At 36.0% G+C, this 13680-nt stretch carries 14 protein-coding genes; 10 read left to right on the top strand and 4 right to left on the bottom strand.

The window, feature by feature from the left end:
• Positions 1 to 79 precede the first annotated feature (79 nt).
• Genes BM260_RS07865 through BM260_RS07890 form a run of 6 tightly spaced genes read left to right on the top strand, consistent with a single transcriptional unit; the run spans position 80 to position 5125 of the window.
• Complete coding sequence (locus BM260_RS07865) at positions 80 to 847, top strand: hypothetical protein (RefSeq protein ID WP_093536795.1); 768 nt, start codon at positions 80 to 82, stop codon at positions 845 to 847.
• Positions 844 to 1209, top strand: a complete 366-nt coding sequence (locus BM260_RS07870; RefSeq protein ID WP_093536796.1) for a GntR family transcriptional regulator — start codon at positions 844 to 846, stop codon at positions 1207 to 1209. Before BM260_RS07865 ends, BM260_RS07870 begins: the two co-directional genes overlap by 4 nt.
• Complete coding sequence (locus tag BM260_RS07875; RefSeq protein ID WP_093536797.1) at positions 1206 to 1907, top strand: ATP-binding cassette domain-containing protein; 702 nt, start codon at positions 1206 to 1208, stop codon at positions 1905 to 1907. The genes BM260_RS07870 and BM260_RS07875 overlap by 4 nt, the downstream gene beginning before the upstream one ends.
• A gap of 1 nt (position 1908) precedes the next feature.
• Positions 1909 to 2814, top strand: coding sequence for an ABC transporter ATP-binding protein (locus BM260_RS07880; protein WP_093536798.1), 906 nt, complete (start codon positions 1909 to 1911; stop codon positions 2812 to 2814).
• A complete protein-coding gene (locus BM260_RS07885; protein ID WP_093536799.1) occupies positions 2807 to 3742 on the top strand; it encodes an ABC transporter permease in 936 nt (311 codons plus the stop codon). Before BM260_RS07880 ends, BM260_RS07885 begins: the two co-directional genes overlap by 8 nt.
• A gap of 60 nt (positions 3743 to 3802) precedes the next feature.
• Positions 3803 to 5125 carry an NAD-dependent malic enzyme gene (locus BM260_RS07890; protein WP_093536800.1) on the top strand — a complete coding sequence of 441 codons (1323 nt, stop codon included), beginning with the start codon at positions 3803 to 3805 and terminating at the stop codon, positions 5123 to 5125.
• 16 nt (positions 5126 to 5141) lie between these two features.
• On the opposite strand, the gene BM260_RS07895 is transcribed toward BM260_RS07890, so the two are convergent.
• Together BM260_RS07895 and BM260_RS07900 are read right to left on the bottom strand one after the other, a co-directional pair.
• The gene (locus BM260_RS07895) at positions 5142 to 5603 is read right to left on the bottom strand and encodes an isoprenylcysteine carboxyl methyltransferase family protein (RefSeq protein ID WP_407691707.1); all 462 of its coding nucleotides are present in this window, start codon (positions 5601 to 5603) and stop codon (positions 5142 to 5144) included.
• 82 nt (positions 5604 to 5685) lie between these two features.
• Entirely contained in the window at positions 5686 to 6768 is a 1083-nt protein-coding gene (locus tag BM260_RS07900) for a type III polyketide synthase (RefSeq protein WP_093536802.1), read from the bottom strand.
• A 420-nt stretch (positions 6769 to 7188) separates the two neighbouring features.
• Here BM260_RS07900 and BM260_RS07905 point away from each other — a divergent pair, with 420 nt between their 5' ends.
• Complete coding sequence (locus BM260_RS07905) at positions 7189 to 7656, top strand: hypothetical protein (protein ID WP_093536803.1); 468 nt, start codon at positions 7189 to 7191, stop codon at positions 7654 to 7656.
• 67 nt (positions 7657 to 7723) lie between these two features.
• Here the strand turns inward: BM260_RS07905 and BM260_RS07910 are convergent, their stop codons facing one another.
• Entirely contained in the window at positions 7724 to 8296 is a 573-nt protein-coding gene (locus tag BM260_RS07910) for a class I SAM-dependent methyltransferase (protein WP_093536804.1), read from the bottom strand.
• Complete coding sequence (locus BM260_RS07915) at positions 8293 to 9252, bottom strand: TIGR01212 family radical SAM protein (RefSeq protein ID WP_093536805.1); 960 nt, start codon at positions 9250 to 9252, stop codon at positions 8293 to 8295. Before BM260_RS07915 ends, BM260_RS07910 begins: the two co-directional genes overlap by 4 nt.
• A gap of 121 nt (positions 9253 to 9373) precedes the next feature.
• On the opposite strand from BM260_RS07915, the gene BM260_RS07920 reads away from it, so the two are divergent.
• The 3 genes from BM260_RS07920 (at position 9374) to BM260_RS07930 (ending at position 13647) form a co-directional block, all read left to right on the top strand.
• Positions 9374 to 10558 (top strand): MDR family MFS transporter, encoded by a 1185-nt coding sequence (locus BM260_RS07920; RefSeq protein WP_093536806.1) that lies wholly within the window; start codon positions 9374 to 9376, stop codon positions 10556 to 10558.
• A gap of 1 nt (position 10559) precedes the next feature.
• Positions 10560 to 11903, top strand: a complete 1344-nt coding sequence (locus BM260_RS07925) for a sigma-54 interaction domain-containing protein (protein ID WP_093536807.1) — start codon at positions 10560 to 10562, stop codon at positions 11901 to 11903.
• A 421-nt stretch (positions 11904 to 12324) separates the two neighbouring features.
• Positions 12325 to 13647: a GntP family permease gene (locus tag BM260_RS07930; RefSeq protein WP_175496246.1), complete on the top strand. Its 1323-nt coding sequence runs from the start codon at positions 12325 to 12327 to the stop codon at positions 13645 to 13647.
• Positions 13648 to 13680: the final 33 nt, after the last annotated feature.

Here is a 13680-nt window from a genome sequence, read left to right on the forward strand (position 1 = left end):
ATAAGAATATTCCATTATATAGTATTAGTGTACTATATAACTAATACACTAATATACTGTTAATAAAGGAGATGAAAAATTGAAGGGATTATTATTAAAGGAATGGGCTCTGTACAAGTCGTGGCTACTTGGTTCAGCTGTAATGAGTTTGGGTGTTGTTTTCATTCTTCCGATATTATTGGAGAAATATCTAGCATCTGTTCAAAGCGTACAGGAAATTAGAATGGGATTGCTGATTATAATGCTTGGTTTTAGTATTGTAAATCTCCTAGTCCAGTTTAATAAATCATTAAATACGGACAATGGAAAAAAAGATACGTGGTTACATAATCCAAATTCAATGCACATGTTGATTGGTGCTAAAATTTTGTTTAGCCTAGGAATATATTTTATTGGAAATATATTCATTACGACAGCTGGCATCTATTTCTTGTCCGATATGATAATTGGTAGCTTTGCTCAGATGCTTTATCTTCAAATTTTATTGCTAGTTATATTGCTAATAGCGGGTATTATTTTAACTATTATTTGGCTATTATTTTGGACATTGTATGTAGAAGGTAAATACTGGATTGGTAAATTTTCTGTAATTCTGTCTTTAGTGGTTTTCTTGTTAGTTGTTATTTTTTTACCAAAAGTACTTAGTTTTCTTTCTATTGATAAGTTATTAATGCAAGGTGAAGTATCTTTAAAATTTTTAGGTACTTACTTACCTGAGTCTGCTACAAGTGATTTTACCCTGGATATAGGTTCAATTTATATAGTAGAAGAAATTTTTATGTGGATTATCTTTATTCTGTTATTTTGGTTCATTTGTAAATGGTTGGAGAAGGTGGTAACGAGATGACACAGCATTTCACTCGTGACAAACCTATTTATAGCCAACTCGTAGATATAATCTGTGGGGATATTTTAAAAGGAAATTTACAGCCTGGTGACAAAATGCTATCTGTTCGAGAATACTCATTGGAGGTTGGTGTTAATGTCAACACTGTACAACGTGTATATAAGGAGCTTGAGATGATGGGGCTAACAGATACTAAGCGCGGTCAAGGTACCTTCATTACAACAGAGGAAGGTCGAATTCAGCATTTGCGAGAGGATATGAAAGTTGAATTGGTCACTCAATTTATTCAGTCTATTGCAGCGTTTGGTTTTTCAAAAGAAGAAATCATTCAAATTTTGCAAAGAAAGGAAGAGAGTAAATGATTCAACTTCAACATGTCTCGTATAACTACCAAAGACAGGAAGTACTAAAGGATATATCACTTTCTTTTCCAATCGGGCAGATAATAGGTATAGCTGGGGAGAATGGCAGTGGGAAATCTACTCTACTGAAAATAATTGCTGGTATACAAAGACCAAGAAAAGGAACTATTTCTCTTTACGATGAGTCCTTATCTAGGAGACATGCAGCTGACATAGCGTATTTACCTGATATGGATTTGTTTTATAGCTTTTATACAACTAAGGAGCTTTTCACATTCTATGCATCTCAGTTTTCGGATTTTTCTATTCATAAGGCATTAGAAGTAGCCAATTTTTTAGAAGTAGATGTAGATGTGAAATTGAAAAAGCTGTCAAAAGGAAATCGTGGTAGGGCAAAAATGGCAGCCACACTTGGTAGAAATACTGCCTACTATGTAATGGATGAACCATTTTCTGGGTTGGATCCAATTGTACGTGAATCATTGATAAAGGGACTCATTCGCTATACAAATATGGAGGAGCAATCCATCATTTTATCAACGCATGAATTACATGAAGTCGAGCCTATACTCGATCAACTAATCGTCTTAAAGCAAGGAAAAGTAATTGCCCAGGATGATTTAGAAACAATCCGTTTTGAAACCAATCAGGATGCAGTGAGCTGGATGAAATATGTAACGAAAGAGAAGGTGAATTGAAGTGTCAAAACCAATTGTTGAATTAAAAAATGTTACGAAGATTATTAAAGGAAAAACACTTATTGATAATCTGTCACTAGAGTTATTTCCAGGACAAATTACTGGATTTTTAGGACCGAATGGGGCTGGTAAAACAACAACTGTTCGTTTAATGACAGGTCTTATGCGTCTAACTAGTGGAACAATTACAATTGAGGGTGCATCTATAGCAGATGATTACGAAAAGGCAATTTCGAATGTAGGGGTAATTGTAGAAAATCCGGAAATGTACAAATATATGTCGGGATACAAGAACTTAATTCATTTCTCTCGAATGCACAAAGATGTCTCAAAAGAGCGAATTGATGAAGTAGTTAAACAAGTAGGTTTAACAAAGCGTATTAATGAGAAAGTATCGACGTATTCCTTGGGGATGCGACAGCGATTAGGATTAGCACAAGCACTACTTCATGATCCTAAATTCTTAATATTAGACGAGCCAACAAACGGTTTAGATCCTGCAGGAATTCGAGAGTTCCGGACGTATCTTCGAAAAATTGCCGTGGAAAATAACGTTTCTATATTTGTCTCTAGTCATCTTTTATCAGAAATAGAGTTAATGTGTGATAGGGTTGCTGTTATTCAAAATGGTAAGCTGATAGATGAACGGATGATTCAAAGCGATGAAAAGGCACGTATGAAGCTTAAGGCTGAGCCATTCGAATTGGTAGAAAACTATCTAAGTTCAAATGACTATGTATTTACAACGCAAGAAGGGATATTTTTACTTGAGTTAAAAGAGGATAAGGTACCTGATCTTATCAATGAATTAGTTGCACAACAGGTTCAAATATTTGCTGTTTCAGCCGTGCATGAAACACTTGAAGAGCAGTTTCTTCAAATGACAGGAGGCGGTCAAATTGTTTAATTTGATACAGAATGAATGGATGAAGTTATGGCATAAAAAAGGCACATGGGCAATTTTAGTTATTTTACTATTAGTTATTATCGGTGTTGGTGTGTTAGATAAGGTATTTATGGAAGAAGTGAATGACTCAGATTGGAAACAGGAACAACAAGCTATGATTACAGACGCTAATACACAGCTTCAAACTCCAGATTTAGATGAATGGTCCATTCAAATGTATGAGGAACAAAAAGAAATGGCGCAGTATCGCTTAGACAACAACGCAGCACCTCAAGTGAACCAAAGTATGGAGGGGAATATGGCATTTGGGGCATCTATAATGGTGCTAATAACATTATTGACTGTGATTCCAGGCGCGTCGATTGTATCGCAGGAATTTACAGATGGTACGATTAAGATGCTTTTAACAAGGCCGGTTAGTCGTTTTAAAGTATTAACATCTAAACTAATAACGATATTCTTATTTGGATTTACTTTAATATTAGTGACAATTGTTCTTACAACTGTAATTGGATTTATCTTATTTGGAACAGCTACTGGGGTTGATTTGACTATTGTTGATGGGGTAGTGCAACAGACAAATACGATGAAAGATATATTCTTAACGTACGTGTATTCTCTAGGGGATTTCACTATGTCTATCCTTTTTGCATTCTTTATCGGAACGGTATTTAGTTCACCTTCTATTGCAATAGCTTTGTCTATGTTATTTTTAATGATGGGACCTATGATTATTATGCTTTTGCAAAAGTATATACCAGTGGAATATATCTGGTTAACACATTCAGACTTAACACAACATCTGAGAAAAGAATTTTTTATAGAAGAAACTACTCTCTTTATGTCACTAGCTGTCCTTGGAGTTTACGCAATAATATTTATAGCATTAAGCTTCATGACATTTATTAAAAGAGATGTCAAGGCATAGGTATGCTATTTATGTTATAATTTGTTGGTTGAAAAAGAGAATAGAGTTAGGAGATTTAACATGCAAAGCCAACATATTATTCGTAACATTATTGTAGAAACACCTTCAAAACCTGGTAATTTTGCTAAAGTCGCAACTGCAATCGGTATGGCAGAGGGAGATATCGGGGACATTACTACTCTTAAAAGTGGTGCGTTAACAACTATTCGAGATATTACTATTACTTGTAAATCAAAAACCCAATTAGATCAAGTGATTTCCAATATAGAATCGATTGATAACGGCGTGAAAATTCATGCTGTAACTGATGATGTACTAAAGGCTCATGAAGGCGGTAAAATTGCGATGAAGAGCAGACTAGATGTTCGTTCTCTACGCGATCTTCAACGTATTTACACACCGGGTGTAGCATCGGTTTGTATGGAGATTTTACACAATCCAGAAAAAGCGAACTATTTTACTTCCATTGGTAGCTCTGTTGCTATTGTAACGGATGGAACTGCTATTTTAGGTCTAGGGAATATAGGACCTGTTGCAGGGATGCCAGTTATGGAAGGAAAAGCGGTACTGTTAGACCAATTTGTTGGACTAAGTGGAATACCAATATTATTAAATACTAGCGATCCAGATGAGATTGTGGAAACAGTCAAACATATTCACAAAGGTTTTGGAGCAATTTTACTGGAGGATATTGGCTCTCCACATTGCTTCGAGATTGAAGAAAGATTAAAAGCAGAACTATCCATACCGGTTATGCATGATGACCAACATGGTACAGCCGTAGTAGCACTTGCTGCAATATTGTCTGCTTGTAAAGCTACTAACGTGGATATTAAACATGCAAAAATCGGACAGATTGGACTTGGTGCCGCAGGCTTAGCAATTTGTCGTATGTTAATGGCATATGGAGTAGAGGAAGTTTACGGTTTAGACAGACAAGAAGCTGCACAAGAGCGTTTAACTAATTACGGCGGAAAAACTTCAGAATCATTAGAAGCGATAATGGAAAAATGTGATATTATTGTTGCTACAACTGGAGTTTCTGGCCTTATTAAAGCTGAGATAGTTCGAGAAGGGCAAATAATACTAGCATTATCAAACCCAAATCCAGAGATTTTACCATCTGATGCAATTGCGGCAGGAGCAGCATTTGCAGCGGACGGACGCTCGGTAAATAATGTTATCGGATTCCCAGGTATCTTCAAGGGAGCTTTAGATGCTGGCGCAAAAGAGATTACTTATCCAATGTTAATCGCTGCGTCTTTAGCAATTGTTAAGCATACTAAACCAGGCGAACTGATTCCAAACCCGTTGGATCCAACATTGCATCATTTAGTTGCCAGAGCAGTAGAAGAAGCTGCCAATAAAGAAATGACTAAATAAGAAAAGAAGATTTCGGCTATGATGCCGAAATCTTCTTTTTAAATTTGTCTTCATAGTTAGTGACTTCCCGCAAAGCTTTTTCTTCTGTAGGAATCCGGACAGAGAGCATCGCCAGATTTAAAAGGGTAAAAGCAATAGCCGTAAAATATGCTTGGAACATGAGTGGCAATAAAACAATCTCCACACAAACAACTACATAGTTTGGATGTCGCATGAATGTATAAGGACCACTTTTAACAACATTTGCATCTGGTAAGATGATTATTTTTGTATTCCAAAAAGATCCTAAAGAGGTCAAACACCACATACGGAGCAATTGAACAAATATAAAGAGTAGCAGAAATACTGGGAACAAAGGAGAAAGACCTCGTTCAAATACTAAAACTTCTGCTATCAAACTTATAAAAAAACAAACATGCATTGCAACCATAAATGGATAATGAGATGCTCCCACTTCATAAGCCCCTTGTGCAAGCATTCTTTTTTCATTGCGTTTTGCAACAGCCACTTCAATAAGTCTCTGAATAATCACTAGTGAGATAAGGATGAAGAATAACAAACTAATCCCTCCAATTTAATAATATAGCTTCCCCACAAAAACCAGGTCCTAATGCTACTAGTAAGCCTAATTCGTCATTTGAGCGTTGTTTCTTCATAAACTGCTCTAGCACATAAAGAACCGTAGGAGACGACATATTCCCATGCTTCTTTAATACATCACGTGAAATATTCGTATGTTCTTCTGTTAATTGTAATGTTTCCTCATATGCTTGTAATACTTTCTTTCCACCTGGATGTGCCACAAAGTTCGCTAGTTGCTCCTTCTTAATATGTTGCTCACTTAAAAATTCATCTATAAATGGTCCTAACCATGTAGAAATAATAGAAGGGATACTTTTAGAAAATACAACATGCAATCCATTATTTTTTATATCCCATCCCATTACATCTTCAGAATCTGGCATCCATTTAGAGGCTGTTGCGGTAATATGAGGAACTGATTTTGTTGTTGTCAGCTTCACTTCATCTCCACAAACTAATGCACAAGCGGCTCCATCTGCAAACAGCGAAGCTCCAATTAGGTTACTCTTTGAAAAGTCATTTGGTTGGAAGGTTAAACTACAAAGTTCTATGCAAACTACTAATACTTTTGAGGTGGGATGCGCCTTACAATAATCGAATGCTCTACTTATCCCTGAGGCACCACCGGCACAGCCTAACCCCCATAGTGGAATCCGTTTCATACGATCTGAAAAGGGAAGATGATTCATGACTCTGGCATCGATACTCGGGGTAGATATCCCAGTACTACTAACAAAAAATATGGCATCAATTTCACTAGGATGCAAGGGAGTTTCTAAAAACTCATTACTATTTAAACAACGCTGTATTACTTCCACACTATATTGTGTGGCTAACTCAATATACAAATTATTACGTTCTTCAAAGCTATGTTCACTTTGGTGCCATTCTAAGGGCACGCAAAAATGGCGAGTTTGAATATCTCCATTTTCAAACACCTTTAATAGTCTGTTCAATTGGGGTATCTTATCATGAAATAGTTCTTTTGTTAGATTCTCAATGTTTGATTGTTCCAAGGAATATGGAGGGTTATATGTACTAATCGAAGCAATTTTCGGCATGAAGTGTCTCCTTTAAATTTATTCTCATTAAGCTTTAGGGACTTCACAAGCTATGTCATATTACATTTTCTTTTCTTAATAACTTGCCCTTGTTACTACTATATATGCAACTATGTGCCATAGAGGGTCGCTAAAGAAAAGTATGTTTTGAATCGCTTGGAAAGGATTATGTAAGCTCTCATATTATTAATATCATTATGTTTCCCTAAATATTCTAATAATAAACTGTAATATCTTATGTAGGAAAAAGATTAGAATTTAGTTTTACATATAGTTTTTAAAAAAAGGATTATTACAAGGGAGAAAAGAATATATATTTATAAGGGGTAGAATGCGGTTCTATCTGACAATTCTTTTAGCAGTTGGGAAGACTAGGGCATAGCTTAAAATCAGCATTCTTGAAAACGGAGGGCACGATACATGTTAGAAAAAGAATTGCTCGATGAAAAAGACAATCGTAAGTATTTTGTATATATGACAAATCGAAGTCCACATTTTCCAATGTTCGAGGAACAGTTAAAGAATATCGAGAATCGGATGTACGAAGAAATTGATATGGGCTACACAAATCTTTGGGTGATGAAACGTATCGGTATTTTAAAAGAACAAAAATGGACTTACTTTCCTGAAAATGACTTAGAAGTAATTGAAAATTCCGGGCATAATCAAGAAGAAAAGCATAATTATTATGCATTTTTATTTTTAAAGATGGATGCAGATTCACCGTTTATTCTTTATTCTTCATTTGAAAAAGTAATTAGTTTTAGCACACTCGAGGAAGCTGTGGAGAATGCTACTGAACTATTGAAAAAGAAAAGTTCTTACTATCCAAACCGTGTATTTTATGTGTTGTGTGGAAAATTACTCAAAAACTATACATGGCACTAATGATAAAAAGAGCTCATTTCATAACTGAATTTGAGCTCTTTTTATGGTTGTCTTAAAAAGACAGTGTCTATATAGACTTTTTCATCTTTTCAATTGCAATGATAAATGGTGGATTGTTTTGTTGGTTTAAGAATTGATAGCTTAATACATGAGCAAATGATTGAGGTAATTGTTGAACATAGCTCAGTAAAGCCTCTTTTTCTTCTTTACCTCCGGGGTGACCGTGATAAACGACTAGTACGATCATTCCACCAACTTTGAGAAGTTGTAGTAACGATTCAATAGCTTGTAATGTAGAATTACCCGTAGTAATAATTTCATGGTCACTTCCAGGTAAATAACCTAGATTGAATATGGCTGCTGAAACTTCTTGTTGGATATAAAGGTGTAGGTTTTCATGCCCATCTTGAATTAATGTCGCTAGCTCTAATTTATTTGCTTCTTCTAATCTGTCGCTAGTTGCTTGAATAGCTTCGGCCTGGACATCAAAAGCATAAACATGTCCATTTTCACCAACAAGCTCGGTTAAAAACAAGGTGTCGTGTCCATTCCCTGCAGTTGCATCTACTACAGTATCTCCTGGTTCAACCGTAGACATGAGCAATTGTTTCGCAAAAGGTAGTACTCTTTTTAGTTTCATTTTACTACACCACTTTTTTCATAATGTTTTCCTTGATAACTTTCTCGTGAAGCAAGTTCCGCATCTATCCCGTTTAATACATCCCATTTATTTACACTCCACATTGGTCCAATCATTAAGTCAATGGGGCCATCTCCAGTTATACGCTGTACGACCATCTCAGGAGGCAAAACTTCTAGCTGATCAGCTACTAGCTGAATATAGGGGTCACGCTCCATGAACTCTAACATTCCTTTTTCATACTGTTTAACCATTGGTGTTCCTTTTAACAGATGAAGTAAATGTATTTTTATCCCTTGAACATCGAGTTTGGCAACTTCTCTAGCGGTTTCCATCATCATGTCTCGATTTTCTAAGGGTAGCCCGTTTATAATATGCGTACATATTGAAATTCCATGTTTTCTTAATTTATTGACTCCTTCTATATAAGTAGGGAAGTCGTGTGCACGGTTTACTAAATTAGCAGTTCGCTCGTGAACTGTCTGTAGTCCAAGCTCTATCCATAAAAATGTTCGTTTGTTGAGCTCAGCTAGGTATTCAACTACATCATCGGGTAGACAATCAGGTCTTGTCGCAATAGAAATCCCTATCACACCTTCTAAGGCCAATGCAGCTTCAAATTTTTCTTTTAAAACAGGGAGGGGGGCATGTGTATTCGTATAAGCTTGGAAATAGGCTATATATTTTCCGTTTTTCCATTTCTCATGCATGTTTGTTTTAATCTTTTCGAATTGCACTGGTATAGGATCTACTTTATCGCCCGCGAAATCTCCACTACCTGCGACACTACAAAAAGTACAGCCGCCAAAAGCGACAGTACCATCTCTATTTGGACAATCAAACCCCGCATCTAAAGCTATTTTGAAAATCTTCATGCCAAATCTATCTCTTAAATGTCGATTCCATGTATAATACCGTTTCCCATCTGAAGGGAATGGAAAGTTATTTTCATTCATATTCTTCACTCCTTAACAGGATTATTTTAACATGACTTTGAGAAGTTTGTTCTAATCTTCTTGAAGTGCTATTTGAAAAGGAATACAATATTCTGAGTGCAATAGAAATGGGGTGTTACAATTGCCAAAAGCAGTATGGTTTTTAATAATTGGAATGTTTATCAATACAATGGGAAATTCTTTTTTATGGCCATTACATACAATATATATGCATGAGCATTTAGGACAAACACTAACGATGGCAGGATTCGTGCTAATGATTAATGCTGGAACTGGAGTTATTGGTAACTTACTTGGTGGTTACTTATTTGACAGAATAGGTGGTTATAAATCTATTATGTTCGGAATTATATTGTCCATGATTTCTCTAGTGCTTTTAACTTTTTGGCATGGATGGCCAGAATATATATGGTTTGTGGCAATTTTAGGTTTTAGTGGTGGTATTATTTTCCCTAGCATGTATGCGTTAGTAGGTAGTGTCTGGCCCGAAGGTGGTCGTAAGGCGTTTAATGCTATATATTTGTCCCAAAATTTAGGAGTGGCTCTTGGTCCAGCCGTGGCAGGATTGGTTGCAGATCATAATATTAATAATATTTTTCTAGCAAATTTATTGACTTATGTATTATTTTTAGTGGTTGCAGGCGTCTATTACCGCAAAATGGGACTTGCTCCAAATATTAATGCTTCTGTACTGAAAAGTTCTAAAAAAATCAAACAAAAAGCACCGTTTTATGCGTTGTTAATTGTCACTATCGGTTATATGTTTACATGGGTAGCTTATGTACAATGGACTTCTACCATTTCTACTCATGTGTTGGATTTAGGTATAACATTAAAACAATATAGTTTACTATGGACTATAAATGGCGGACTCATATTGGCAGCTCAGCCACTTATAAAGCCAATTATAAATAAATTGGAGCATAAGATAAAAACACAAATGATTCTTGGCATTGCTATATTTATGGCGTCATTTGTTGTTGTTTCTTATGCGGAAGATTATACAATGTTTATCGTTGCAATGGTGATCCTGACACTCGGGGAGGTATTTATCTGGCCAGCAGTACCAACATTGGCTGGACAGTTAGCACCGAAAGGGAGAGAAGGATTTTATCAAGGTATAGTGAATAGCATGGCTACTATTGGAAGAATGATTGGTCCGTTAGCTGGAGGTATTTTAGTAGATGTATATGGTATTCAAGCCATGTTCTTTGTTTTAACTTTGCTAATAGGGTTAGCAATAATTCCTACGCTTTTATATGATCGACCACTGAAGAAAGCAGAGCTGGAGAAGGAAGTGATTTAGTTTGGATAATTTTCAACAACATTTACCAACTTCTGTACTTGCCGAAATTTTAGAAAATGCATTTCAATGGTTTGTTGTAGTAGATGCAGATTCGAAAATTCTATATATCAACGAAGATTATTGCCGCTTTCTTGAAGTAACGAGAGAGGAAGCGATAGGTAAACCAGTAGCTGATATTATTGAAAATACGAAAATGCATGAAGTTATAAAGTCTGGTGTTCCAGACAATGCATCTCCACATTATATTAAAGGAACGTATATGCTAGCGAATCGAGTTCCTCTTTTTGTAGACGGAAAGATTGTTGGGGCTTTTGGAAGTGTAATTTTCAGAGATATGTCCGATTGGAAAAGACTAAGTTCTCATGTTCGTACCACAATGGAAAGAATGCAGTTAAATATAGAAGACAATAGTTATACCGAGTACAGATTGGAAGACATAAAAGGAAGTTCACCAGCTATCCGGAAGATTAAAGAAACGACTGGAATAATAGCACCTAGTGATCTTCCAGTCTTAATTGAAGGGGAGAGTGGAACTGGAAAAGATATGTTTGCGCATAGCATACATCAGCTTTCTGAACGCTCAGACTTTCCTTTTGTTAAAGTGAATTGTGCAGAAGTTCCGGTTGAGTTATTGGAAAGGGAACTATTTGGTGTATATAATCCACTTACTGAAACTGTCCAAAATGGAAGAGTTAAACAAGCAGATAAAGGGACTCTATATATAGATGAAATAAGTGCACTTCCGCTGACACTTCAAGCAAAGTTATTAAGAGCAATGCAAGAAGAGGAAATTACTCCACTGAATTCGGAGCAGAGTGAAAAAGTAAATATACGAATAGTTGCTTCGTCCAACATTTCCCTTTCTCAACTAATTGAGGAAAAGAAATTTAGGGAGGATTTATATTATCGTTTGCAAGCAATTACATTGAAAATTCCACCTTTAAGAGAAAGAATGGAAGATTTTGTTGATTTACTGAATTTCTTTTTACAAAAGTTCATGCTTCACGCGGGGCGAAGACATATCACACTCGCAACAAAAACTCGGGAATTACTTCAATCCTATCATTGGCCAGGTAATGTAAGGGAATTACAAAATATTTTACAGGCTGCTGTTTACTTAGCAGAAAAAGATACTATTATGCCTTCCGCTCTGCCTTCCCAGATTAAGTTAAGTAATGTACCTTCTTTTCAAACTACGGGGACGCTTGAGGATATATTAGCAGAAGTAGAAAAGAAAGTACTTCAATCTTACTTAGAGGAAGAATCTGATAAAAGACAAATTGCCAAACAACTTGGACTCAGTAGATCAACACTTTACGAGAAGATAAAAAAACACAACTTATGACCTAAATCCGTTTTTCTGGACACGAATCCAGAAAAACGGATTTTTATTTTATTTATAAATACCTCTTGATACCAAGTTTGATTAAAATTATATCCGAAAATTCGGATTTTGAGGATATTTACAGTTAACATTTCTGTCACATTTTGTATTGATAGAAAATTATGGTTGTGCTTTAATGACTTATGAAAGCGCTTTTAAAATTTTGTATTCAAAAGTTAACCAAGGAAGAAATCTATTCACTGCAGAGTTTAGATTTTGGATACTAGCAAAGAAAATTGGTTGTAAATGAATTTACGATTAGTATGATCGCGCACTTAATTTTTTCTTACTTGATTTTGTTATTTATTTCAATCACTTTTATACACGGATGCTACAAATACAACTTATTACTCTTAAATAATTGGGGGAAATGTAAATGGAAATATTGAGTATGGTCGGTCTTATAGGAGGTTTAGCCTTACTAATAGTGTTGACTATGAAAGGCGTTAATATTTTAATAGCTGGTCCTATTTCTGCACTATTGGTAGCTGTGACAAGTGGAATGCCTTTATTTTCCCAGCTTGCTGGTAAAGATGAGGCTGATTATGTTACGAGTTATATGTCAGGTTTTACTGGTTTTATCGCTTCGTGGTATTTGATGTTCTTACTTGGAGCGGTTTTCGGAAAGGTCATGGAGGATAGTGGTGCGGCAGATTCCGTATCCAAGTGGATTGTTGGTAAGTTGGGGATGAAGTATGCAGTACTAGCTATTGTCCTAGCTTGTGCAGTATTAACATTTGGAGGAGTAAGTCTTTTCGTAGTTGCTTTTTCTGTCTATCCAATGGCTATTTCTTTGTTTAAACAAGCGGATTTACCGCGTCGTTTTATACCAGCGACATTAGCCTTAGGATCTGTCACGTTTACGATGACATCTGCGGGTTCACCTGAAATTCAAAACTGGATCCCAATTGAATATTTAGGGACTGATGCATATGCGGGTTGGGAAGTAAGTATAATTGTCGCTTTGTTTATGGCCACTTTTGGATACTGGTGGTTGAAACGTATTATTCAAAAGGCTGTCAATAAAGGGGAACGTTTTATAGATCGTGAAACAGATCCAACATTTGATACTAATAGAAATCTGCCAAATCCGTTTTTAGCAATGATTCCATTACTAGTAGTACTAATAATCTCATATATTTTCCATGATAAACTTGCGCAGTCGGCTTTAATAATTGCATTACTTGGTGGTGTAATTGCCACTTATATTGTTGGACGAAAATATTCTAAAAATTTCTGGGAAGCATTTTCAGCAGGTACAGTCGGTGCGATTATAGCAATCGGAAATACTGCCGCAGTAGTGGGTTTCGGCGGAGTTGCTAAAAACGTACCTGCATTTACAACGGCAGTAGAGGCAATGACAAATATTCCTGGTTCACCACTAATTGGTGCTGCTATTGCGGTATCGGTAATTGCTGGTATGACGGGTTCTTCATCGGGTGGTCAGACAATTGCATTGCCATTGTTAGCCCCGCATTATCTAGATATGGGGGTAAATGCTGAGGCATTACACAGGGTCGTAGCCATTTCTTCGGGTGCCCTTGATTCATTGCCGCATAATGGCTATGTCGTCACTACTATTCAATCAATCTGTGGTGAAAAACATAGTGCAGCTTATTGGCCAGTTGCTGCGACCACTGTAGTCGTACCAACACTTGGTGTAATAATTGCGATTATTCTCTTCTCGTTTGGATTAGGGATTTAAAATTACTGAAAATTACTATACGACATATTTCTG

It is taken from the genome of Psychrobacillus psychrotolerans, assembly GCF_900115805.1.
Lineage (GTDB): Bacteria > Bacillota > Bacilli > Bacillales_A > Planococcaceae > Psychrobacillus > Psychrobacillus psychrotolerans.